Below are 23,623 nucleotides of genomic sequence, written 5' to 3' on the forward strand. Positions count from 1 at the left end.
TTATCGGGGGATTTAGGGGGATCTTCAACGATTTTGGTTTTATACAAAGATGTGTATACACCGTAGCCCTCCGGGAGAGGGTTGGGGTGAGCGCTGATATTCCATAATTCTGCGCCTACAACAAACTCATCTGTCTCCTTATCTTTCCCCTTTTTTATCCAGACTTAGAGCGGTTGTAAGTTTTGGTTAATCTTTCAGAGAATGCAAATTACCAAAAAGTTGCTGCACATCTAAACCCATTTGCGATCGCAACTTAATTTCCACACCTTTTTTAAGGTAACGTATACGATGGACGGCTTCTACCGCCAGCAACGGAGGCCGTAACCCAATGAGCAGCATTTTCAGCCGGAGAAACAAGATTTGAAAAGGGTTGGGGCTTAAGTATGACACTAATCCCCTTAACCCTTACCCGTTCTTAAGCGTTAAGCGCTTCTTCTTGATGGGTTTCGATAACGCAATCAGAAGTAGCGTAGGCAACGCAGGTGAGAACCCATCCTTCGTCAATTTGATCGTTGTCTAGGAAATTCTGATCGTCTTGGTTAACTGTACCTGAAATCAGCTTGCCGGTGCAGGTAGAGCAAGAACCAGCGTTACAGGAATAAGGCAAGTCCAGATGATATTCCTCGTTAGCGACCTCTAGGATGTACTCATCATCAGGGACTTCAATTACGTGTTCACCTGCGTGATCGCCTTCTGGGATACGTAATGTAACCTTGTAAGTTGCCATATAAAAATTCCTAACTCAATATAAACTCCATTTTTGATACTACGGGTTTATGTGCAGCTAGTCTAGAGTGAAATCTGGTTGATTATTTTACATCTTGAGACGCTTAGTTTTAATCGGAAGTAAGAGTAAAAAATGCTGCGATCGCTTCAGCAAATCCCTCAAATGAACTATAATTTCTAGCCACGATAGAGACATTCATACCCAACTTTTGGGCATTAGCAGTTGTATAAGGGCCAAAACATGCAATAACACAATGTTCGTAATCGCTTTGTGAGTTGACCATTGTCAAAAAGCTTTCTACTTCCGCCGTGCTACTAAAGGCAATTACATCAATAATTCCTTCACGCATCAAATTTAATTCCATACCGTAGATAGTTTTATCTAAGCCTTGCGTAATATATGTGGGTATGCGAGTGACTTCTATGCCCAATTGTTGCAAATCTGTAATTAAATTGGGTACAACATCAGGCTCAGGTAAACCAACAACTTCTGGAGCCGGGATCAGCACTTTTTTCTCATGAATTTGTGGAAGTTTCGCTAATTCAGCCACAATTCCGGTTGGGCTAGATTCTGTTGGGATTAAATCCACCTTGCCACAAAAAGACAATAAGCTTTCTGCATCTTTTCCTAATGCACATAAGTTGCATTTTTGTACTAAAGATATAGGAATATTCAAATCATTTATACGCTGAAAAAATGCTGTGATTCCGTTTCGACTTGTGAAGATAATCCAATCAAATTCGTTTATATCGGCTAAAGCGGCATCTAACTGAGTGTAGTTTGATAAATAGCAGGTTTCGATAGTAGGCATGAAAACAGGTAAACCACCTTTTTTGATGATTTGTTCGGATAACCTATAAGCATAATTTCTCGGTGCTGTTACTAAAATTCTCTTGCCATAGAGAGGTAAGTTTCTAGATGGAGTCAACAGGTTGATTTCTCTTGATTCGGTGTGCATTGTTTCATCTCCCATTTCATTGCTATTCCACCTTAGAACGCAATACGCTTGAAATTTTCCCTTTCACCGAATATGTACATCGCTTCAAATCAGAAAAAGAATCTAGAGACGTAGCATTACTACGTCTCTACAAGGGTTCTGGATAACGCATATTTAATTTCACTCCTATGTCTATTCAGCAACACCAAAAAGCTGATGTAAATCCTAGCCATTTTTCTAGGGTGAATTCTCCCCATTTTTCCGATGTCATCTGTGTCGATCAAACGGCACGATCTGAATATCTAAAAACGTTTGCACAAAAATCTTATGTCTTCATTACTGGCTTTGTCCAACAGTTTAGCTGACACCGTAGAACAAGCTGGAAGTGCTGTGGTTGCGGTAAATGGCGGTACACGTGTTTCCCCAAGTGGCATTCACTGGCGTAATGGCATTATTGTTACCTCTGATGAGTGTCTCCAGCGCTATGACGATATCACCATTACCTTATCAAATGGTAGTACTGCACCAGTAACACTCGTTGGTCATGACTCTAGCACCGATATAGCTGTTTTTAAATTAGAAAATGCAGAAATACCTGTGGCCAAAGTTGGCGATGCTAAAACGCTGAAAGTTGGTCATCTGGTACTGGGACTGGCAAGAGGTGGCGAAGGTGACTTAAGGGCGGCGATGGGTGCAGTGAGTGTGATTAGCGGTGCTTGGCGGAGTATGAATGGCGGGAATATTGACCAATTTATCCGCCCAGACATCACCCTTTACTCTGGGTTTGCGGGTGGGCCGCTCGTAGATGCGGCGGGTTTTGTGGTAGGGATGAATACATCGGGGCGGCGTGGTACTGCTCTGACAATTCCCACTGCTACAGTCGATCGCGTGGTTGAGCAATTAGTAGCAAAAGGACGCATTTCTAAAGGGTACTTGGGTGTGGGAATGCAACCTGTACGTTTACCAAAGAATTTAAAAACTGCTCTCAATTTAAGTTCGGCAACTGGGGTAATTGTTGTCAATGTTGAGGCTGCGGGGCCTGCTGACAATGCAGGTGTATTGCTTGGCGATGTTTTGGTAACATTCGATGGCGTAACTGTGGGCGATACAGGTGATGTGTTGGCGCTGCTCAATAGTAGCGATCGCATTGGTAAAGCTGTCAACGTCCAAGTTGTCCGGGGTGGAGTGTTAATTGAGTTAGCGATCGCAGTTGGCGAACGGCCTGTGTAATTCGTAATTCGTAATTCGTAATTCGTAATTTGGAACTCGAACGTTGAGCCTTTGAACTCGGAACTTCCACCTTTTTACTCGAACGTTGAGCCTTTGAACTCGGAACTTCCACCTTTTTACTCGGACGTTGAGCCTCTGAACTCGAAACTTCCACTTTTTTGCTCGAACGTTGAGCTTCTGAACTCGGAACTTGCACCTTTTTACTGGAACGTTGAGCTTCTGAACTCGGAACTTGCACCTTTTTGCTGGAACGTTTTACTGATTTTACTTTGACACGCTCAAAAACTGTATAACATGGCAAACACAACATTAACTAACATCGCTGCTGAATTGACAGAGGTAGCTACTAAATTGCGCGATCGCACTGTCAAAGTAAAAAGCGGCTCTCTGGGAGTCGGTTCTGGTGTAATTTGGCAACCTGACGGACTAATTATCACTAATGCCCATGTGGCAACCAGCAATCGCGCAACTGTGGAATTGGCAGATGGAAGGGTATTTGATGCGGTGCGCACACAATTCGATCCGCAGCAAGATTTAGCAGCCCTGAAAATTGTCGCCACTGATTTAACTGCTGCAACTATTGGTAATTCTGAAGCGCTACGAGTGGGTGAATTAGTCTTGGCGGTGGGTAATCCCTTTGCTGACAGTGGCGCTGTGACAACTGGAATTATCCATGCAAATAATCCACGAGCAGTTATGGCCGATTTGCGGCTGTATCCTGGTAATTCTGGGGGGCCACTTGCCGATTGTCTCGGTCGAGTTGTGGGAATTAATACGATGATTGTTAATGGTTTGGCTGTGGCAGTTCCCAGCAACACCGTTGAGCATTTTTTACAGGGAAATAGTCGTCCGCAGTTGGGAGTTACACTGCAACCTGTGCTTTTAAATAGGCGTAGCTTGGGTTTATTGGTGCTGTCAATTTTACCTAACAGTGCGGCAGAAAATGCTGGTGTACAAATCGGCGATGTTTTAATTGGAGTTTCGGGGCGATTATTCACTAGCATGAATGACTTAACCAAATATCTCCATGAAAGTAAAGGATCTGTGCCGCTACAACTCTTACGCGGTAGACAGCAATTCGTGATTTATGTTGCCGTGCAGTCCGATAAAACTGCTGTGGAGGCGACATGATCCGAGTGATGGTGGTTGCTACTTCCCCTGTGGTGCGAGCAGGGTTATCAACTGTGGTGACAACCAATCCTCGGCTGACGGTTGTGGGGAGTGCATCCGATTTGGATGTCTTGGCGATTGAAGTTGGGCAATTACAGCCAGATGTGGTGCTGGTAGATTTGAGCGGGAATTTTCAACAAGCGGTGTGGGAAAAATTGCTGGTTATTCAAGAACAGCAATATCCATTTGCAACGATCGTCATTGTTGAAGAACTCGACAGCATCGACTTAGAGACGGCGTTACGTTCTGGTATTCGCGGGATATTGCCCAGTACTAGTACAGAGTCAGAAATTGTCGCGGCTGTGGAAGCGATCGCTTTTGGTTTACTGGTGCTGCACCCCGATGCTGTAGAATTACTGTCTATCCGCGAAAAAGTGGTAACGAATCCCGTACAAAGCTTGACACCACGGGAGATAGAGGTTTTAGGAATGCTTGGATCGGGGTTGGGAAATAAAGCGATCGCGAAACACCTGCATATTTCTGAGCATACCGTCAAATTTCATCTCTCATCCATTTTTCAGAAGCTCAGTGTCTCTAGCCGCACTGAGGCTGTTGCTATGGGTGTGCGACTGGGTTTGATTATGCTTTAATCTTTAGACTTCTTTCTTGTAAGAATCAAAAGCCCTCACCCTAAATCCCTCTCCCAAGCTTGGGAGAGGGACTTTGAAATTGGCTCCCCTTCTCCCAAAATTGGGAGAAGGGGTTGGGGGATGAGGGCGAATTTTGCATTTGTGCAAGAGGTCTAATACAGAATTCAGAGTATATTTCCAAATGTTGAGCTTTATTTAGCCTTAGAGAAATTTTGGGTTGGCTGGGAATCCTAAATAAAGCACTACTCAAGCTTAGAAAAATGATACCTGTCCTTCCCGGTTACAACTTTATTGAAGCTCTGCATGAAGGTGTGAATAGCGTTATTTATCGCGCTTCCAAGGATTTAGACAAAAGCCTTGCGATCGTTAAAGCCCTGAAAGCCGAGTATCCCAGCCTCGAAGAACTAACCCGACTCAGACATGAATATAAAATCTCACAGACATTAGTAGATATAGAAGGAATTGTTAAGTCTTTAGCTTTAGAAAATCATCATAACGGTCTAGCCCTAATTTTGGCAGACTTTGGTGCAGAATCTCTGAAAAAGTATATTAGCGATCGCCAATTATCATTAACCGAATTTCTCACAATAGCGATTCAGCTAGCATCCACTCTCACTCAACTGCATCAAGCCAAAATTATTCATAAAGATATTAAACCTGACAATATCGTTATTAACCCAAAAACCGGGCAAGTTAAAATTATCGACTTCAGTATTGCATCGCGGTTAGAAAAAGAAAATCAAAGCATCAGCAATCCCAATTTATTAGAAGGCACTCTCGCCTATATGTCACCGGAGCAAACCGGACGAATGAATCGGTCAATTGATTACCGTACCGACTTCTATTCTTTAGGCGTTACTTTTTATGAAATGCTGACAGGTTCGCTGCCCTTTAATGCAGCCGACCCTCTGGAATTTGTTCATTGCCATATTGCCAAAACACCAATAACGCCTCAAGAGTTCAATCCCAAAATTCCTTCAGCGGTTTCTGATATTGTCATGAAATTGTTAGCTAAAACTGCTGAAGATAGATATCAAAGCTCTCTCGGACTAAAAGCCGATTTAGAAACCTGTCTAACTCAGTTGCAGAGAGATGGCGAGATTTCCCACTTTATTGTCGGTCAACTAGATTCATACAGCCAATTTTCCATCCCACAAAAACTCTACGGACGGGAAATAGAAGTTGCTACTTTGTTAGAAGCATTCGATCGCGTCAGTTCTGGTACTACGGAAATGATGCTAGTTTCTGGTTACTCAGGCATCGGGAAATCGTGCCTAGTTTCCGAAGTTCACAAACCGATTGTCCGCCAGCGCGGTTATTTTATCTCCGGTAAATTTGACCAGTTTAAGCGGAATATTCCTTTTGCTTCCCTAATTCAAGCATTTCAAGATTTGATGCGGCAATTGCTAACAGAAACCGATGAGCAAATAGCCGTTTGGAAATCAAAACTAATAGATGCCCTTGGCTCGAATGCTCAAGTGATTATAGACGTTATTCCCGAATTAGAAGGGATTATTGGCCCGCAGCTAGCAGTTCCTCAATTAGGAGCGTCAGAATCACAAAATCGATTTAATCGGGTATTTCAACAATTCATTCATGTATTTAGTCAACCCGAACATCCGCTAGTTTTGTTTCTGGATGACTTGCAGTGGGCAGATTCAGCTTCCCTCAAGCTTATCCAGTTAATTATGACCGACCCAGATAGCCAATATCTATTGCTAATTGGTGCATATCGAGATAACGAAGTAAATGCCACTCATCCTTTGATTCAGACCTTGGAGGAGATTCAACAGACTGGTGCGATCGTCAATAACATTATCCTCCAGCTTTTGGATATCGCTCACGTCAATCAGTTAGTAGCCGATACTCTTCGTAGTGAGATTTTAAAGGTAAAGCCGCTAGCTGAGTTAGTTTTTACAAAAACCCAAGGCAACCCCTTTTTCTTAACTCAGTTACTCAAATCTCTTTATCAGGATAATTTATTATATTTTGACTTTGAAGGCGGTTTTTGGCAATGGAATATTGAGTTTATTCAGGGAGTTAATATCACTGATAATGTCGTTGAATTAATGGTCAGCCAAATTCAAAAACTATCTGAGAAAACACAGAACGTGTTAAAGTTTGCCGCCTGTATTGGAGACAAATTTACTTTAGATATGTTGGCGATTATTAATAAAACATCTCAGTCAGAAACAGCAGCCGATTTGTGGGAAGCTCTGCAATCAGGTTTGGTTTTACCCCTCAACAATTCCTACAAAACACCGCTCGTTTTCGACTCAGAACAAATGGAGACTGAGAACAAGCGATCGCACATTAACCAGCCCCCATCACCCATTACCTATAAGTTCTTACACGACCGGGTACAGCAAGCGTCTTATTCTCTCATTCCAGATGACCAGAAAAAACAGACTCACCTAAAAATTGGTGAATTGCTACTAATACATACCTCAGAAAAAGATATTGAAGAAAACATTTTTGAAATTGTCAACCAACTTAATGTTGGTGCTGAATTCATCACCCAACAGCCTCAAAAAGATAGGCTAGCTCAACTCAATCTTATAGCTGGACAGAAAGCAAAAGCAGCAACAGCGTATGAATCATCTGTTAAATATTTGAATGTAGGTTTGGAACTACTTGCAGCAGATAGTTGGCAGTGTCAGTATGACATGACACTCAATCTCTATGTAGAAACAGCAGCAGTAGAATTCCTCAACACTAATTTCGAGCGAGCAGAAATACTTTCTGATGTAGTTTTAGCACGGGCAAAAAACCTACTCGATCGAGTCCAGGTGTACGAGACAAAAATGCAGTTTTATATTGCTAAAAACCAAATGCAAGCTGCGTTAAATACCGGAATGCAAGTGCTAAAAATGCTAGGGTTGCCTTTATCAGAAAACCCCCCAACGAGACTGACTAGATTGAATTTAGGAGGGAAACGAATTGAGGATTTAACAGAATTGCCAGAAATGACTGATGTTTATAAATTAGCTGCACTGCGAGTCTTGATCAATCTGATTCCTCCGGTTTATATTGCAGCTCCCGAACTTTATCCCCAGGTCGTTTTTAAAATGACCAATCTCTGTCTCAAATATGGGAACTCTCCTCTGTCAGCTTATACGTATGTACTTTATGGAATGTTCCTATGTGGCGCTTTTGAAGACATGGATTCTGGTTATCAATTCGGTCAGCTAGGCTTAAAGCTGTTAAATCAATTTAATGCTAAGGAGATGACGGCGAAAATCTATGAAACATTTAATTATTTTATCAGGCATTGGAAAGAGCCAGCTATTAATACTATAGAACCGTTAATTGAGGGTGTCCAAAGAGGGCTAGAAACAGGAGATTTAGAATATGCTTCTTATTCGGCTTGTTTTTATTGTACGCATTTGTTTTTTATCGGTGAAAATCTAGAAATAGCTCTCCAGAAACAGGCGCGTTATATTGCTTTAATGCAAAGAACCAAACAAGAATTTCAAATTCTCTATGCTCAGATAGTCCGACAAACAGGTTTAAATTTAATTAAAAAAACGGCGGAGCCATATCGATTAATTGGCGAAAGTTTTGATGAAAATAAAATGTTGCCAATTCTGATAAATAGCAATAATTTCATGGCTATTTATCCTATCTATGTTTCTAAACTGATTCTAGGTTATTTATTTAAAAATTACGATCGCGCTGCTGAGGATGCCTTGCTAGCAGAAAAATACGAACAAGGTGGACGAGGGTTGATGTATAAAGCCGAACACAAGTTTTACTCCTCTCTGACTCTCCTAGCTTTGTATCCCAGTGCATCAAAAAGTGGTCGCCAACAATATTTCAGTCAAGTGATAGCGCAGCAGAAAAAAATGAAGCAATGGGCGTTGCATTCTCCTGCCAACTATCAGCATAAGTACGATCTAGTGGAAGCAGAAAAGGCACGAGTATTGCAACAAGATGCCAAAGCGATCGCGTTTTATGACCGAGCTATAACTGGAGCCAGAGAACATGGATATATTCAAGAAGAAGCCCTAGCCTCGGAACTAGCAGCAGAGTTCTATTTCGCTTGTGGCAGAGAGAAAGTTGCTAATACCTATCTCAACGATGCCTACTATGGATATGGTTGCTGGGGAGCGAAGGCAAAAGTCAAAGACTTGGAAAAAAGATATCCCCAACTATTTCGGATATCAAAACGAGAAACCGTCAGTACGAACGTGACTCGGATAATTAGCTCTACGAGTGAAAATGCTTCAGACTCGCTGGATTTAGCCACAGTTATGAAAGCATCTCAAGCCCTTTCTGGTGAAATAGTTTTGGGCAAGTTGCTCGCTAAATTAATGACAATTGTACTAGAGAATGCTGGCGCTCAAACAGGCTACTTAATTTTAGAAAAATCAGGAGAACTGCTAATAGAAGCATCAGGAGCAGTAGACAAAAACGATGTAACTGTGCTACAAGGAATTTCAGTATCAACCAGTCAGCAGCTACCAATTTCACTGATTAACTATGTAGCCCGAACTAAAGAAAATGTTGTCCTCAGTAATGCAACTCATGAAGGAACATTTACAACAGATATATATATCGCCACCCATCAACCCAAATCGGTTTTATGTACACCGCTTATCCATCAAGGAAAACTTAGTGGCATCCTTTATTTAGAAAATAATCTCACTATTGGTGCATTCACATCAGACCGCTTAGAAGTATTACAACTGTTATCCTCTCAAGCGGCAATTTCCATTGAAAATGCTCGTCTTTATAAAGACTTGAAATTAGCCAACACCAGTTTAGAAGCCAAAGTACAAGAGCGAACTTTAGAATTACAGGAAAAAAATGTGCATCTGCAAAAAGCAGAAGAAACTGCACAATCAGCCAACCGTGCTAAAAGCGATTTCCTCGCCAACATGAGCCATGAACTGAGAACACCACTTAATGGCATTTTGGGTTACGCCCAAATCCTCAAACGAGACAAAAGTTTAACTAACTCACAAAAAGATAGTATAGGCACTATTCATCAGTGTGGCGACCATCTCTTAAACTTGATCAATGATATTTTAGACCTTTCTAAAATTGAAGCGAGAAAAATGGAACTCCACCTAACGGATTTTCATTTTCCAGAATTTCTCGAAGGCATTGCCGAAATCTGCCGTATCCGCGCCGAACAAAAAGGTATTTGCTTAATTTTTGAACAGATTACTCAACTTCCTATAGGTGTCAAGGCTGATGAAAAACGGTTGCGGCAAGCTTTGATTAACTTACTAGGTAATGCCGTTAAGTTTACTGAAACTGGAGGCGTGGCTTTCAAAGTCGGCTATCAAGAAGGTAAAATTCGGTTTCAGGTGGAAGATACAGGAATTGGTATGGCACCAGAACAATTAGAAGAGATATTTTTGCCGTTCCAGCAGGTAGGAGATCACAATCGCAAAGCAGAAGGAACAGGATTGGGACTGGCAATTACCCGCCAATTAGTTCAGATGATGGGTGGCGAAATCCAGGTAAAGAGTAACTTAGGAAAAGGGAGCGTTTTCTTCTTTGATTTAGATTTGCCCGAAGTTTCTAAATACGCTGATGCGATCAAAAAAGAGCAACGAAATATCCAAAGTTTTAAAGGCGAGATGCGGAAAGTTATCGTGGCAGATGACAGACCAGAAAATCGGGCAATTTTGGTCAAGATGCTATTGCCTTTAGGGTTTGAAATGATAGAAGCAGTAGATGGTCAAGATTGTCTCAATAAGGCATTTGAATTAAATCCAGATTGTATCTTAATGGACTTGATGATGCCTCAAATGAATGGCTTTGAAACTACACGTCGCATTAGGCGATCGCCTGAACTAAAGAATGTAATAATAATTGGCACTTCTGCCAGCGTTTTTGATTTCGATCTCAACAAAAGTAGAGAGGCGGGTTGCAATGATTTTCTACCTAAGCCCATCCGCATAACAGAACTTTTAGAAAAGTTACGGTATCACTTAGACCTGGAATGGATTTATGAAGATGGGGAAACTCAAGTATCTAAAGGTAATCAAGCAGAAAATTCTGAGCAATCATTGGTAGCTCCCTCGGCAGACGAAATTGCGATTCTATTGAATTTAGCAATGAAAGGCGATCTCAAAGGTATTGTAGAACGAGTTAATCAATTGGAAAAATTGGATGTTAAATATGCATCTTTTTCTCTAGAGTTACGTCAATTAGCTAAAGGTTTTCAAGTTAAAAAAATTCGTGAAATTCTAAAAAATGTAGGAGTAAATTAATGAGTATTTCCAATATCGAAAATGGCATTATCTTAATCGTTGATGACAACCCGACAAACTTAGGGGTGTTATTCGATTTCTTGGCTGATTCTGGCTTCCAGGTTTTAGTAGCGCAGGATGGTGAGGATGCAATTGAACAGGTCAAATATGCTCTCCCCGATCTAATTTTGTTAGATGTACTCATGCCCGGAATGGATGGGTTTGAAACTTGCCAGCACTTGAAAGCTCAAGAATCAACTAAAGACATCCCCGTAATTTTTATGACGGCGCTTTCTGAGACGGTGGATAAAGTTAGAGGGTTGAATCTTGGGGCGGTGGATTACATCACTAAGCCGCTTCAGCATGAAGAAGTTTTAGCCCGTGTCAAAATCCATTTAAGCATCCGAAATCTGACCAAAAGACTGCAAGAGCAAAATGTGCATCTAGAGCAGGAGATTCAAGAGCGGGCTAAGGCAGAGAACGCCCTTTTAAAACTCACGTCTGAGTTAGAAGAACGGGTGGAAGAAAGAACGGCTGCACTTGGACAATCCAATCAGCTGTTGCAACAAGAAATCCAAGAGCGCATTTGTACAGAGCAAGCATTGCAGAAATCAGAAGCACGCTATCGAGAACAAGCTAATCAGCTAGAACTTGCCTTTCGCCAACTTCAAGAAACTCAAAGCCAACTGGTTCATAGTGAGAAAATGTCCAGTTTGGGACAATTGGTGGCGGGTGTCGCCCATGAAATTAACAATCCCGTCAACTTCATCTATGGGAATCTGACTCATGCCTATGAATATACCCAAGGCTTACTCGATCTCTTAAACCTCTATGCCAAGTACACTCCCTCACCGCTACCTGAAATTCAACAACTGGCTGAGGCGATAGATTTAGAATTTCTGAGTGACGACCTACCCAAATTGCTGAGTTCGATGAAGGTTGGGGCTGACCGCATCCGCGAAATCATTCAGTCGTTACGGATTTTTTCCCGCGTGGATGAAGCCCAAATGAAGCCGATGGATATTCATGCTGGGCTAGATAGCACGCTGCTGATTTTGCACAATCGGTTTAAAGCCAGTTCTAACCAACTAGGTATTCAACTTGTAAAAGAGTATGGCGACCTACCGCTTGTGGAGTGTTATGCAGGACAACTCAACCAAGTGTTTATGAATCTACTGGCGAATGCAATTGATGCTTTAGAGGAGTACGATAAAGAGCGATCGCCCCAGGAAATTTACTTTTGCCGCAGTACGATTCGGATTCGCACCGAAGTAACTGACAATGAGTTTGTGACTATTTGGATTGGCGATACTGGCCCCGGTATAACAGAGGAAGTACGCGATCGCCTATTCGACCCCTTCTTTACGACAAAACCCGTAGGTAGAGGCACGGGTTTAGGCTTGTCGATTAGCCAGGAAATTATTGTTTCTAAACATGGTGGTCAAATAACGTGCATTTCAGCACCCGGTCAGGGAACAGAGTTTATGATTAAAATTCCGATGCGATCGCACCCTTTAGAATTGACTGTGGCTGCACCGTCATATTTTGCATAAACCAAAAACTTTTGAAAACGAACGTAAAAACACTTTAGTTACAAAGCGATCGCTTGTATGAACATTTTAATGCTATCTTCCACCTTTCCCTACCCACCAACGCGCGGAGGAACCCAAGTTAGGACGTTTAATTTACTCAAGTACTTGAGTCAACGCCATGCTGTCACCCTCGCGACTCAACGCGAGAGCGATGTTACAGACGCAGAAGTAGCAGGATTACGCGATTGTGTAGATCGTCTAGTTATTTTTGAACGTCGGCCAGATTCTAGAAACACCGGAATATTCAAGAAAATACAGCGATTTGGGAGATTTTTGCAGCAGGGAACACCGCCAAGCGTACTTGACCGCTACTCAGTTGAGATGCAAACATGGGTTAATAACTGGGTGGAAGCGGGAAAATGTGATGTCATTACCTGCGAACATAGCGTCAATGAGATTTATGTGCAGCCACATTTTCAGAAACAGCTAAAAACTATAGTTAATGTTCATAGTTCTGTTTACGCTACCTGTCAGAACCAATTAGCAACAGGCATTTCCGAAAATTCACTACGAGACAAAATCAATCTGCCACTTTTATGGCGTTATGAGCAGACCTACTGCGCTAAATTTTCGGCAATTGTGGCGACAACACAAGAAGATAAAATTCAACTACAAGAATTTAACCCCAATAGTGAAATTACAGTTATTCCCAATGGCGTAGATTTAGTTTCTTTTCCTAGGCGTACCACCGATCCCGGAGGACATCGCCTAATTTTTATTGGTGCAATGGATAATTTAGCAAATATTGATGCTGTCTGCTTTTTCAGCAACGAAGTCTTGCCAGAAATCCAAAAATTCTATCCCGATACAACTTTCGATATTGTCGGTTCTCACCCAGTGGCAGAAGTTTTAGCACTTGATAAAAAACCAGGAATTAATGTGCTGGGACGTGTACCTTCGATGGCAGAATATTTACATCAAGCCACCATCTGCGTTGTACCGATGCGGACTGGGTTTGGTATTAAAAATAAAACTTTAGAGGCAATGGCAGCTGGTATACCTGTAGTAGCCAGCGATCGCGGCTTAGAGGGATTAGCTGTAGATGTTGCTAGTCATCCATTACGGGCATTACGAGCCAATAAACCAGCAGAGTACGTCACCGCTATTAGTCAACTATTCGATCGTCCACATCTGCGTTCAGAATTGTCTCACAATGGCAGAGAACTGGTAGAAACAGAATTCACTTGGGATATTGCTGGTAAAAGCTATGAACAAGTTTGTCTTGGGAGAGAGTAATACTAATTTGTAATTCGTAATTCGTAATTCGTAATTCGTAATTAGCACACATTAAAAATGCTTGTCTTCAAAAATCTCTCACCACTAACTCTAGATAATTTCTAATTCTTCTTTCTTGTCTCTGGGGGACAAATATGTGTAGAGACGTTGCAATACAACGTCTCTATATCGGTTGTGCAAATTATCTTATCTAAATCGTATTGGTTTTTAGTTAGCTGGGAAATAAGCACGTCAATTATTTTCAAATCTAGTCGAACAACCTAACACAAGTAATTTCTTCTGCTTACGCTTATTTTTATTCTTGAGAGTAATCAAATAATTATCAACGTAGCGAAAAGCAGCTGCACCGTCGTAATCAGCAATGGCTATAGCTTGTAAGAAAACCTTTGAGGGGATTTCAAACCCTAAAAACTTTTCTGTTAAGATTAATAAATCTTCATCTGTAGCAGGAAAAGTAATTTCTTCTGTATCTTCGGAATCAGAAAATATATCATCGATTAATGCTTTATACACTTTGTACCTCCCCAAAAGCATAAGATGCAAAGCCTGTAATGAAGTTTAGCTGCTGATCGCGAGTTTGTAAGTTAACAGGGAGTTCAGTACCAGCACATCCGATTTCCCGTAAAATTTCCAAACAATAAGCACCGAGTTGAGTGTATGGAGCTTGCTCCAATTCTTGAGCTACTTCTAGAGCCATCTCCAGATTGACTTGGATAACCGTCTTTACAGGGTTGGTCATAAATCCGCCCTCATAAACTGGATGCTCTAAGTTTTGATCACAAGCAGAAATAGCGTAACGGTGTTTTTGCGGAATTTATGAAGAGGGGAAATTTAAGTATCAGCGCATTTGCGGTAATGTACCCAAAGTTATGCGAACTAGTCCCAAAGTAGGTAATTTATATCTAAGTGCGATCGCTTGCCATAATACGTATAAATATCTACAAATATTCCAATATTATTGCCAATATACTTACTTTTTGTGGGGTAAGCCATAAAGCCCACCCCACAATATTGGATAATTTATTTGTTATAAATTCCTGATATCTAGTCTTGCACAGTAGTTTAACAGGATAGGCAGAAGTAGTGTTTCGACTTCTGCCTCCTCCCTTCTTCACGCTTTAACCTTAGCTTTAGACCAGACACCATTTTCATCTTCATCATATTGCTGGTGAATAGTCTCCCAAGCAGCTTGTTCGGCTGTGAACTCGTCACTTCTTTCATTGAGTACAGCATTATAGCGCTCAATAAATGTACTCTGGGCTTCATCAGAAAGATGAGCGCGAACTTCAGGCGACAAGTCTGCTGGACTGTTGCACTGTCCAGAACAAGAACGAGCCAGAGTTTTCTCAATCGTGTTAATTTCTTCGCCACCAGCACTTTCGAGCAGCAATTGAAATTCGCCAGTGCGATCGCTCGGAACTTCTGCCATGACGAAAAATTCGCCAGCTTGTAAGCGAGTTTGGTAGATAGCCGCTTTATCTTCTGGCATTCCCAAAGTAGTCAGAACCGATACTAGACCGGCACCTGCACTACCTGCGATCGCTCCACTAGCAGCCCCCAATAGCACTGCACCAATAGGCCCTGCTGCCACAATTGGCCCAACAAAGGGAATAAACAGTACGCCTACACCCGTAAGTAAGCTGAGAAAGGAACCAAACAAGGAACCAAAAACTGCTCCTGTTCTCAAGCCTCCGAGAATCACATCTTTCTTACTAATGAAGCCAGCGATTCTCGTTTCCGACTGGAAGTTTCTGCCCATGACCGAAATATGATCTCTAGGCACACCCCTGTCTAATAAACGTCGAATTACATCATCAATTTGCTTCTGCTCTTTGAATACAGCAGAAATGGTACGTTCTGCTTTATATACTTCTGGCACTTAAAAACTCCCTGTATTATGTTGTTTTTGCAATAAAGATGACCAATCAATTTTGGATTTTAGATTGACTGCACTCATAACGGGGAACCATACAGTGGATGGATTCCCCGACATAAAGGAACTAGTCGTATGGATGCGTCTCTCAACTCGAGACAACTAGCGTCAAGTTGTGTTGTCGCACGAACCAATTTTCAATTCCAAAATCGGCATCGTGAAGAGGTAGATGCAGGCAGATTAATTCTTTCACATCAATTGAGGGAAGAATTAATCCTCCCTCAACTGATGTCAGATGCAGCCATCCTTAACTCAGATGTAGCTATACACCTACGGGAGTCTTAGCCCCTGCTGCTGGCTTTCTACCATCTGCGTCTATTGCCTCGCCTTCAATAAATGAACGGAGCATCCAAGCTATCTCTTCATGCTGTTCGAGTAGTCCAGTTAAAAAGTCAGCAGTTCCCTGATCGTGGAACTTTTCACCAGACTGATCCACATGGTCTCTCAAATTACGAATAACCTGCTCGTGATCGTCCACTAAATTAGCTACCATTCCTGTTGCAGTGGGAACATTACCAGCGTGTTCCTTGAGGGTAGCAATTTTGAGAAATCCCTCCAATGAGCCAACTGGATAACCACCCAAAGCACGAACCCGCTCTGCCAAAGCATCAATATTTAGAGTCAGCTTTTGATAGTGTTCTTCCCAAAGCTGGTGCAAAGAGCGGAACTGAGGGCCAACGACATCCCAGTGGTACTTTTTGGTTTTCACCAACAGTAAATAGGCATCTGCCAAATCTTGATTCAACAGATTAATTACACCTTGACGCTGTTCTTCGGTCAAACCAATGTTTATCGCACGCATTATTTTCCATCCCTAAGCAAACTTATTTATTAATTTGCCAAATTTTCCACATCATCCACATCAACCAAAGGAAACATTATGAGTTTAGATTAGTTCTTACATTACATAGTTATACCTATGCCTTAATAGGTAGTACTATTCGGTCGATAGATAATTTATCAATATCAATTAGCTATATATCCTTGCTTTTTATCAGCTAAAAAAAATAGAGATATAGGAATCCGATTTGATTCCTGAATTTACTTGCGTGGGCAGGGAACAGGGAATAGGGAATAGGGAATAGGGAACAGGAAATGAAGGTATAGATCCGTACTGAGTCTTGTTCAAAAATTAAATAGGAGTCCTATATTACTATAATAAATAATAATGGGTGATTGCTTTTACGCAATCACCCATTATTAATGAAAAATTACTAAGGTATTAACTCTGTTACTTACCTGTAATTTTGTCTAACAAATTATTTGCTTTTTCTTCTACAGATTTTGCACCCTGAGAATTTTCAGGACGCTTTTGCTTGTCAATATCAGCTGCTCCTTGAACCTCATTGAGTCCTTTATTAGACTCTTTTTGAACCTGTTTCAATCCTTGTGGTGGTTCTTTAGCAGCTTCGTCAGTTTTGCGCTGAATGTCAAGCAGTTGTGTAGTACCTTCGGTGGGGTTACTTTGGTAACTATCAATTGCAAAAGCAGGAAAAGCATTAGAGAATAATACTATGGCGCAAGTAAAAGCCACTACTAGAAAACGTACTGGACGGAAAGTAGATAAAACAGAAGCAATTGTCTTCATTTGAAATCCTCGATAACAGCTTTAACAACGCAGAACTTTACACTGAAAGAGCGAAGCATATACCTTTACTTAACAATTTTAAGCAATAATAAAACTGGCAAGCTCCGCTTCAATTTAGAAGTTCTTGAAAAACGAACCTGACGAAGAAATTTCTTTTGTCTTTCTGCATCGGATTAGTAAGGGATAATAAGCAAATACCACCTTAATTCTTTAGCAAAATCATTAGATTTCACAAAATCATTAGATTTCATAATTGAAATTCTTCGTTTCAGGTTCCCTGTTTACACTTTTACTTTGAAAAAGCTAACGTCTGCATCAATCTCTAGAATGAAGTTTACTGCATCTTTAGTTGCAATAAAATCATCCTCTAGGTATATCGACTTAATCTAGTTTTGGCAGAGTAATGGCTCTACTATTTATGTTCGGTTAGCTTGACTTTATCCAATTCCAAGAATTTTAATGATTATGCACTTGAGAGTCAATTTGTAAAGTATCAATTTATATAAAGATTCTCCTTAATCTCCTTTCATAAAAGGAGAAAAATAAATCTTTTCTTTAAACTTGATAAGTCTGCCTTATTACCTCTTCTATTGAACTTACCCGATGGAACATTTTTATTAATTCATGGGATCTTGTTTTTCGCTTCGCCAGTAGCCCTTTTAATGGTGTCAAATAATGAACATCTGGATCGTCTCCCAAAGCAACTTCGGCTGCTTGCAAGACTTTTGTGGCATTCTCAAAAATATCTTCGTTGTCAAATGCTTCTTTTGCGGAAAGTTGGTGTAAGGCTGCATCGGGTACAGTTGCTCTACCTGGCAAGGTTTTATCTAATACCAAACCTTTCAATAATATCAGCAAAGCTGCATAGATTAAAAAATCATCACAGCTATCACAAGCCTTAAATTCGATGCGTCCCACTTCCGCCGGAATGCGGGCGATTTTTGTTAAGGCAGGTATGCTATTAATCAGTTGTTCTTCTTTTTGAACAAAAACCAGAGTAGCTGGTCTTTTTCCAGTTCTGATAAATGTTCGTACCGATAGTCCATCCCATAAACCTCCATTATAAAAGGGAGAGCTATAACTAAAAGGAACTATATAGGGACTGTAATAAGTTAACTTTCTGCCAATATCAATCACATCTTCAGTTGACAAATTTGCCACTGAAATATTTAAATCTGGCCCATAAGATACCATGTGAATATTAGCAGTTTGTTCGTCAGGATAAGCTTCTAATTGTTTGATTTCATAGTTGTTTAATGGGGGTTGAGGCTCAAAAGCTGGATTGTAAGGATTGAAACTAACTAAAACTGGTGATAAACCAAAGTCAGCGGCAACCTTACGTAGCAAGTCAAAACTTTCTGATAATTCAGTAATAGCACCTTGAATATTAGAATGGATAGTTGTTCTAATTTCAATACCTTTAACATGACAATCTATCACTTCATCAGAATCTGCAAATCTTTCAAATCCCTCAATGTACCATCTCTTCATCTTAATACCCGCATCGCCGACGCGGAGTTGAGGATAGTCACTGGGGTATGTAGGTAGCCTTGCAATAATTTGATTGAAATCAGCAAATTTTGTGTGAGAAAAATCAGCAAACTTTCCTTCTTTGTTTAGGAAAGCGACTTCATGTTCAATGCCAAAGAAAAACATTAATATATACCTTAATTTTTTAGAGTTAACCTAATTTAACTAATGCCAAGCGATCGCAATCCTATAGAGAAGCAAGTAACATCAGTAAACGATTCATTAGAGAAAAGCGTCGGCGATATTTAGCTGGCAGGTTCGCATACTTAGAAAACTCCATCACTCTGTAGCGCAAATTACAGTCTTGAACCTTATAAATATTTGAGATACTCCAATCGAATTCACTTTAAGTAGAAAAATTCTCAATAACGGTACAAATGGATTTTACCTTAAGACCGACTGTTGCGATTTGAAAACTTCTCTGATTTATTTTTCTGTGTTGCTTCTACTATCTTCATAGTCACTAGACCTCTTGCAAAAGTGCCTTTTGCAAGAGGTCGGGAAAGGGGGAAAGGTTAAAGGGGAATGTTAATTCTATCCCTTTTCCCTTTAACCCTTACCCTTTACCCGACTTATGCAAGAAGTCTACTGGGTAGGGTAGCGTAGTAGTGACTGAGGAAAGCTTGAGACGTGAGTTTATGACAAGTACCGTTCAATCCCCCTACAGCAGCGAACAGATTGCCGCTTGGTTGCGTGGACTGCTTACTATTGCTTGGGCTGATGGTAATTTTGATGACCAAGAACAGGAATTAATTGCCAGCATCACCGAAAATGAATTAGCTCCTAAGATTAAATTCGATTCACTAGAGGTAATTACCGCAGAGGAATTAGCCGCAGCATTGGGTAAAGGTACGCCAGCCGCCGAAAATTTCTTAAGGACAGCGATCATGGTAGCGATCGCAGATGGTACTTATTCTCCCAGCGAAGACGAGGTTCTGCAACAGTTCTGCCAAGCCTTAGAACAGCCAGAAGAGTTACTCGAAGCCCTTCGCCAAACTCTGGAATACCCACAGCAAATTACCCCCACTATTGCCAGCCCTGGGCTAACAAAGCGTCAAATTAATGCCCTACACCCCCTGCAAGACTGGCTCGATGGGCTAGATATCCAAGACCCAAGAGTAGCCCGCTTTTTGTGTAAAATGATTCCCGCTCAGTGTCCCTTTGAACGGGATATCACCCTATTTGGACGCAAGATTGTGCATATACCACCGATGTGTAAAATTAACCCGTTATATGAACAACTGGTAGGCTTACGTTTTCGTGCCCTCTCCTATTTAGCAGATAAATGCGGTGAAGATGTATCGCCATATATTTGAGTAGGGAGTGGGGGAGCAGAGGAGCAGGGGAGCAGGGGAGCATGGGAGCATGGGAGCAGCACTTCTCTACGAGAGGCTGCGCTCTGTTACCGAGGATAAGTTGCAGTAAGTTTTTTTTCCCCTCTGCCCCTCTGCCCCTCCGCCCCTCCGCCCCCTGCCTCTTATCCCCAATGCCCAATAAATAGTTCTGTAGTTGAGTGAAAAATCTGACTCTGCTTTTGGGAATACTTGATTTATTCACCTGACTAATCTAGAACTCAGGCATCATCAATATGAAAGGGATTAAACCATCTCTATATTTTGTACCCTTTTCCTTACCTTTGTATTTACTTTCTGGTTTAACAGCACAGGTACAAGCTCAGTCGTACCATGCCAATAAAACTTGGCAAATTAGTCAAACATTTAAGCCACCACAGCGGGGAAAACCTCCCGCAAGTGCTGGTGGTTCTACCCGTGGTAGCTCTTGCCTAACAGGCAAAAAACTGATAATTCCCTTAATACCCCCAGATAAATTAGGGCTGACATTTGCTCAACATCCAACATTTTTCTGGTATATACCTCCATCTCAACTCAAAACAGCCAAGTTTTTGCTCTTGACTGAAGACCAGAATATATTTTATGAAACCTCTTTTACACTTCCAAATAAACCAGGAATTATTAGCTTTAAACTTCCTGACAATGCCCCTGCACTTGCTGTAGGTAAAACTTATCACTGGTATCTAACAATTGTTTGTAATACTCAAGACTCTAGTGGAAATCCAACTGTAGATGGTTGGGTGGAACGCACTCAGCCAGGAGCAACCTTGTCGCAAGCGTTAGCAAAGGCAAATTTGTACAAGTTGCCCACTATCTATGCAGAAGCTGGGATTTGGCATGAAGCACTGACTAGTTTGGTGCAGCTACGCCAGACTGAGCCAAATAATTTCAAAGCAAGGCTGGATTGGAGACAATTTTTCAAGTCTGTAGGTTTGAATGCGATCGCTTCCGAACCATTGATTGATTGTTGCACATCTAAGAATTAACCACAAAATTAAAAAAGGGTATTGGACATTGGGAAAACTCCCAACTCCCAACTTCCAACTCCCAACTCCCAACTCCCAACTCCCAACTCCTAACTCCTAACTCCTAACTCAGCACTCAGCACTCAGCACTCAGCACTAAATATTATGTGGGCAAAGCTGAAACCGCACATCTGGCAATGGCGGGGTGTTTTACTTGCTGTTCCCAATATTACAGCTCTGGTGATTGCAATACGCTTGACTGGATTACTGCAATTGTTGGAATTGGCAGCACTAGATCAATTTTTTCTCCTCCGTCCACAAGAGCCGGCTGATACCCGCATTGTCATAGTTGAGATTAATGAGGCAGATGTCCGCAAGCAGGGACAATGGCCTATGCCTGATGGAAAACTTGCTAGTTTGTTAGAGAAAATCAAACAGCAAAAACCTAGAGCGATTGGTTTAGATATTTATCGTGATTTACCCGTCAATCCCGGTTATCAAGATTTACTTAAGGTTTTCAAATCTACTCCTAATTTGATTGGAGTCCAAAAAGTCTCTGATACGATTGATAGTTCGGCGGTTGATTCATCTCCAGAACTGAAGAAACTTAATCAAATTGGGTCGAATGATTTACCCATAGATGGAGATGGCAAAATTCGGCGAGCATTATTGTACGTAAATTTAAATAATGATGAGATTCTGGAAAGCTTTGGCTTAAAACTGGCATTGTTGTACTTAAAACCTGAAGGTATTACTGCCAAGCCATCAGCAACTAACTCTAATTACTTGCAGTTAAATCGGGGTGTTTTCCCAATTTTTGAAGCTAATGATGGAGGTTATGTTCGAGCCGATGCGGGGAGTTATCAAGTGCTGTTGAATTACCGAGGACGGATACAGCAGTTTACTAAAGTCTCTCTTACCGAAGTGCAAGAGAACCGCATCCCACGAGATTTAATGCGAGATAAGGTGGTATTAATTGGTGCTACCGCTGAGAGTTTGAAAGATTTATTCTATACGCCTTATAGCAGTAATGTCTTGACTGACCCGGAACGAATGGCGGGTGTAACAATTCATGCTAATTTGATTAGTCAAATTTTAAGTGCGGCAATGGAAGGTCGTCCACCGATTAAGTGTTTACCTGAGCCGTTAGAATGGCTATCAATTTTGATTTGGTCAATTATTGGTGCTAGCTTGTGTTGGCTGCAACGCCACAGTAGCAACCAGAAAATCCTCATGGCTATTAGTGTTTTGTTGGCAGGTGGCGGTTTAATTGGTGGCAGCTTTTTGGCGTTTTTAGCTGGTTGGTGGATTCCCGTTATCCCTTCAATGCTGGCTTTTGTCGGTTCTGCGATCGCACTTACTCAGTATATTGCTCAAAGTGCTACCGAGATGCGAAAAACCCTCGGCCGCTATCTAACTGATGAAATCGTCGCCAATATCCTCGAAACTCCTTCCGGGTTAAAGCTAGGAGGAGAACGCCGAAAAGTTACGGTTCTCGTGTCTGATTTAAGAGGATTTTCGGCTATTTCCGAACAATTGCCCCCGGAAGAAGTAGTAAAGATTTTGAATCTTTATTTAGGAAAAATGACAGATGTAATTAACCAGTATAAAGGCACGATTAATGAGTTTATGGGTGATGGTATTTTTGTGATTTTTGGTGCGCCAATTAGTCGCAAAGATGATTCTGAACGAGCAATCGCTTGTGCTATTGCCATGCAATTGGCAATGGAGCAAGTGAACAAACAAAATCAGCAAATGAATTTCCCAATCCTCGAAATGGGAATCGGAATTAATACAGGCGACGCTGTGGCGGGGAATGTTGGTTCTCAAAAACGCGCTCAATATACAGTCATTGGCAGTCATGTTAATTTGGCTGCTCGAATTGAGTCTTATACCGTGGGAGGACAAATTTTAATTTCCGAAAATACCTGTAAGGATGCCAATATTGACCTTCAAATTGCTGGGCAACTACAAATAGAACCAAAGGGAATAAAATACCCTGTGACAATTTGTGAAATTCGTGGCATTGGCGGTAAATATAATTTATTCTTGCCTAAATATGATGAAGAAAGGATCGTTCTCACTCAAAAAGTGCCTGTAGAATACTCCATTTTGCAGGGGAAACATGCAGTAGGAACAGTATTTATGGGGGAATTGATTAGCCTCTCAGAAAAAGGAGCGCAGCTGCTTTCGCTACATTCTTTAGAACTCTTAAGTAATCTCAAACTCAAGTTATTGATTGAAGCAGAAATGGCTACAGAAGAAGATATCTATGCCAAGGTGATCGAACAGTCTAATGTTGACGAGCATCTTTTTCTGCTTCGGTTTACAGCAGTTCCTCCAAAAGCTGACGCAATTCTCAATGCACTGCGTCAGGCTGGGTGAGATTCAGGCATCAATCTTGAAATGGTAACAAATGGAGGTGTATGTAAATAGGGTAAACCGAAAAAGTAGGTAGTTTAGCTTTTTCTAAAACAGTAACAATTGTTGCTGATAGAACCAAGCGATCGCGGTAAGATTTTGGACTTAAGCCAGATATAACTCCAATAACTCATAAGTTTCAACGA

At 41.2% G+C, this 23,623-nt stretch carries 19 protein-coding genes; 9 read left to right on the forward strand and 10 right to left on the reverse strand.

The features are described 5' to 3' along the window. Window positions 1–186: 186 nt before the first annotated feature. The 3 genes from ACM0OX_RS15030 to ACM0OX_RS15040 all read right to left on the reverse strand — a co-directional run bounded on the left by ACM0OX_RS15030 (window position 187) and on the right by ACM0OX_RS15040 (window position 1,685). On the reverse strand, window positions 187–390 hold the full coding sequence (locus ACM0OX_RS15030; RefSeq protein ID WP_414515770.1) for a hypothetical protein: 204 nt from the start codon (window positions 388–390) through the stop codon (window positions 187–189). 25 nt (window positions 391–415) lie between these two features. Then, window positions 416–727, reverse strand: a complete 312-nt coding sequence (locus ACM0OX_RS15035) for a ferredoxin (protein WP_334695450.1) — start codon at window positions 725–727, stop codon at window positions 416–418. 109 nt (window positions 728–836) lie between these two features. Further along, a complete protein-coding gene (locus ACM0OX_RS15040; RefSeq protein WP_414515772.1) occupies window positions 837–1,685 on the reverse strand; it encodes a uroporphyrinogen-III synthase in 849 nt (282 codons plus the stop codon). Window positions 1,686–1,991: 306 nt separating this feature from the next. Here ACM0OX_RS15040 and ACM0OX_RS15045 point away from each other — a divergent pair, with 306 nt between their 5' ends. Further along, window positions 1,992–2,894, forward strand: a complete 903-nt coding sequence (locus ACM0OX_RS15045) for a S1C family serine protease (RefSeq protein WP_414515774.1) — start codon at window positions 1,992–1,994, stop codon at window positions 2,892–2,894. Here the strand turns inward: ACM0OX_RS15045 and ACM0OX_RS15050 are convergent. Continuing rightward, window positions 2,824–3,132: a hypothetical protein gene (locus tag ACM0OX_RS15050; protein ID WP_414515776.1), complete on the reverse strand. Its 309-nt coding sequence runs from the start codon at window positions 3,130–3,132 to the stop codon at window positions 2,824–2,826. The two genes, ACM0OX_RS15045 and ACM0OX_RS15050, sit on opposite strands and share 71 nt — an antisense overlap. Window positions 3,133–3,188: 56 nt before the next feature. Here ACM0OX_RS15050 and ACM0OX_RS15055 point away from each other — a divergent pair, with 56 nt between their 5' ends. The 5 genes from ACM0OX_RS15055 to ACM0OX_RS15075 all read left to right on the forward strand — a co-directional run bounded on the left by ACM0OX_RS15055 (window position 3,189) and on the right by ACM0OX_RS15075 (window position 13,688). Beyond that, window positions 3,189–4,025, forward strand: a complete 837-nt coding sequence (locus ACM0OX_RS15055) for a S1C family serine protease (RefSeq protein ID WP_414515777.1) — start codon at window positions 3,189–3,191, stop codon at window positions 4,023–4,025. Then, a complete protein-coding gene (locus ACM0OX_RS15060) occupies window positions 4,022–4,654 on the forward strand; it encodes a response regulator transcription factor (protein ID WP_414515779.1) in 633 nt (210 codons plus the stop codon). The genes ACM0OX_RS15055 and ACM0OX_RS15060 overlap by 4 nt, the downstream gene beginning before the upstream one ends. Window positions 4,655–4,914: 260 nt before the next feature. Then, window positions 4,915–10,881, forward strand: coding sequence for an AAA family ATPase (locus ACM0OX_RS15065; protein ID WP_414515780.1), 5,967 nt, complete (start codon window positions 4,915–4,917; stop codon window positions 10,879–10,881). Continuing rightward, window positions 10,881–12,413, forward strand: a complete 1,533-nt coding sequence (locus ACM0OX_RS15070) for a response regulator (protein WP_414515781.1) — start codon at window positions 10,881–10,883, stop codon at window positions 12,411–12,413. The genes ACM0OX_RS15065 and ACM0OX_RS15070 overlap by 1 nt, the downstream gene beginning before the upstream one ends. A gap of 57 nt (window positions 12,414–12,470) precedes the next feature. After that, on the forward strand, window positions 12,471–13,688 hold the full coding sequence (locus ACM0OX_RS15075) for a glycosyltransferase family 4 protein (protein ID WP_414515782.1): 1,218 nt from the start codon (window positions 12,471–12,473) through the stop codon (window positions 13,686–13,688). A gap of 231 nt (window positions 13,689–13,919) precedes the next feature. Here the strand turns inward: ACM0OX_RS15075 and ACM0OX_RS15080 are convergent, their stop codons facing one another. The 6 genes from ACM0OX_RS15080 to ACM0OX_RS15105 all read right to left on the reverse strand — a co-directional run bounded on the left by ACM0OX_RS15080 (window position 13,920) and on the right by ACM0OX_RS15105 (window position 18,865). Further along, window positions 13,920–14,201, reverse strand: a complete 282-nt coding sequence (locus ACM0OX_RS15080) for a hypothetical protein (protein ID WP_414515784.1) — start codon at window positions 14,199–14,201, stop codon at window positions 13,920–13,922. Beyond that, window positions 14,194–14,427 carry a hypothetical protein gene (locus ACM0OX_RS15085; RefSeq protein ID WP_094352841.1) on the reverse strand — a complete coding sequence of 78 codons (234 nt, stop codon included), beginning with the start codon at window positions 14,425–14,427 and terminating at the stop codon, window positions 14,194–14,196. Before ACM0OX_RS15085 ends, ACM0OX_RS15080 begins: the two co-directional genes overlap by 8 nt. 372 nt (window positions 14,428–14,799) lie before the next feature. Further along, window positions 14,800–15,567 carry a ChaB family protein gene (locus ACM0OX_RS15090; RefSeq protein ID WP_322638300.1) on the reverse strand — a complete coding sequence of 256 codons (768 nt, stop codon included), beginning with the start codon at window positions 15,565–15,567 and terminating at the stop codon, window positions 14,800–14,802. A gap of 316 nt (window positions 15,568–15,883) precedes the next feature. Beyond that, window positions 15,884–16,423, reverse strand: a complete 540-nt coding sequence (locus ACM0OX_RS15095; RefSeq protein WP_414515786.1) for a Dps family protein — start codon at window positions 16,421–16,423, stop codon at window positions 15,884–15,886. Between the two features lie 429 nt (window positions 16,424–16,852). Further along, window positions 16,853–17,209, reverse strand: coding sequence for a hypothetical protein (locus tag ACM0OX_RS15100; RefSeq protein ID WP_414515787.1), 357 nt, complete (start codon window positions 17,207–17,209; stop codon window positions 16,853–16,855). A 555-nt stretch (window positions 17,210–17,764) separates the two neighbouring features. Further along, entirely contained in the window at window positions 17,765–18,865 is a 1,101-nt protein-coding gene (locus ACM0OX_RS15105) for a glutamate-cysteine ligase family protein (RefSeq protein WP_414515789.1), read from the reverse strand. A gap of 512 nt (window positions 18,866–19,377) precedes the next feature. Between ACM0OX_RS15105 and ACM0OX_RS15110 the strand changes: the two genes are divergently transcribed. The 3 genes from ACM0OX_RS15110 to ACM0OX_RS15120 all read left to right on the forward strand — a co-directional run bounded on the left by ACM0OX_RS15110 (window position 19,378) and on the right by ACM0OX_RS15120 (window position 23,441). Beyond that, the gene (locus ACM0OX_RS15110) at window positions 19,378–20,055 is read left to right on the forward strand and encodes a Mo-dependent nitrogenase C-terminal domain-containing protein (RefSeq protein WP_414515791.1); all 678 of its coding nucleotides are present in this window, start codon (window positions 19,378–19,380) and stop codon (window positions 20,053–20,055) included. A gap of 272 nt (window positions 20,056–20,327) precedes the next feature. Continuing rightward, window positions 20,328–21,077, forward strand: coding sequence for a DUF928 domain-containing protein (locus tag ACM0OX_RS15115; RefSeq protein ID WP_414515792.1), 750 nt, complete (start codon window positions 20,328–20,330; stop codon window positions 21,075–21,077). Between the two features lie 144 nt (window positions 21,078–21,221). Then, window positions 21,222–23,441 carry a CHASE2 domain-containing protein gene (locus tag ACM0OX_RS15120; RefSeq protein ID WP_414515794.1) on the forward strand — a complete coding sequence of 740 codons (2,220 nt, stop codon included), beginning with the start codon at window positions 21,222–21,224 and terminating at the stop codon, window positions 23,439–23,441. The last annotated feature ends 182 nt before the right edge of the window (window positions 23,442–23,623 follow it).

The organism is Nostoc sp. PCC 9305, from assembly GCF_963920915.1.
Lineage (GTDB): Bacteria > Cyanobacteriota > Cyanobacteriia > Cyanobacteriales > Nostocaceae > Nostoc.

Bases quoted from the DNA above. Each gene is read 5' to 3' on its own strand.
- ACM0OX_RS15045 (WP_414515774.1), top strand. From the start codon at position 1,992: ATGTCTTCATTACTGGCTTTGTCCAACAGTTTAGCTGACACCGTAGAA.
- ACM0OX_RS15115 (WP_414515792.1), top strand. From the start codon at position 20,328: ATGAAAGGGATTAAACCATCTCTATATTTTGTACCCTTTTCCTTACCT.
- ACM0OX_RS15040 (WP_414515772.1), bottom strand. From the start codon at position 1,685: ATGCACACCGAATCAAGAGAAATCAACCTGTTGACTCCATCTAGAAAC.
- ACM0OX_RS15060 (WP_414515779.1), top strand. From the start codon at position 4,022: ATGATCCGAGTGATGGTGGTTGCTACTTCCCCTGTGGTGCGAGCAGGG.
- ACM0OX_RS15065 (WP_414515780.1), top strand. From the start codon at position 4,915: ATGATACCTGTCCTTCCCGGTTACAACTTTATTGAAGCTCTGCATGAA.
- ACM0OX_RS15110 (WP_414515791.1), top strand. From the start codon at position 19,378: ATGACAAGTACCGTTCAATCCCCCTACAGCAGCGAACAGATTGCCGCT.
- ACM0OX_RS15075 (WP_414515782.1), top strand. From the start codon at position 12,471: ATGAACATTTTAATGCTATCTTCCACCTTTCCCTACCCACCAACGCGC.
- ACM0OX_RS15100 (WP_414515787.1), bottom strand. From the start codon at position 17,209: ATGAAGACAATTGCTTCTGTTTTATCTACTTTCCGTCCAGTACGTTTT.
- ACM0OX_RS15035 (WP_334695450.1), bottom strand. From the start codon at position 727: ATGGCAACTTACAAGGTTACATTACGTATCCCAGAAGGCGATCACGCA.
- ACM0OX_RS15105 (WP_414515789.1), bottom strand. From the start codon at position 18,865: ATGTTTTTCTTTGGCATTGAACATGAAGTCGCTTTCCTAAACAAAGAA.
- ACM0OX_RS15095 (WP_414515786.1), bottom strand. From the start codon at position 16,423: ATGCGTGCGATAAACATTGGTTTGACCGAAGAACAGCGTCAAGGTGTA.
- ACM0OX_RS15070 (WP_414515781.1), top strand. From the start codon at position 10,881: ATGAGTATTTCCAATATCGAAAATGGCATTATCTTAATCGTTGATGAC.
- ACM0OX_RS15085 (WP_094352841.1), bottom strand. From the start codon at position 14,427: ATGACCAACCCTGTAAAGACGGTTATCCAAGTCAATCTGGAGATGGCT.
- ACM0OX_RS15120 (WP_414515794.1), top strand. From the start codon at position 21,222: ATGTGGGCAAAGCTGAAACCGCACATCTGGCAATGGCGGGGTGTTTTA.
- ACM0OX_RS15055 (WP_414515777.1), top strand. From the start codon at position 3,189: ATGGCAAACACAACATTAACTAACATCGCTGCTGAATTGACAGAGGTA.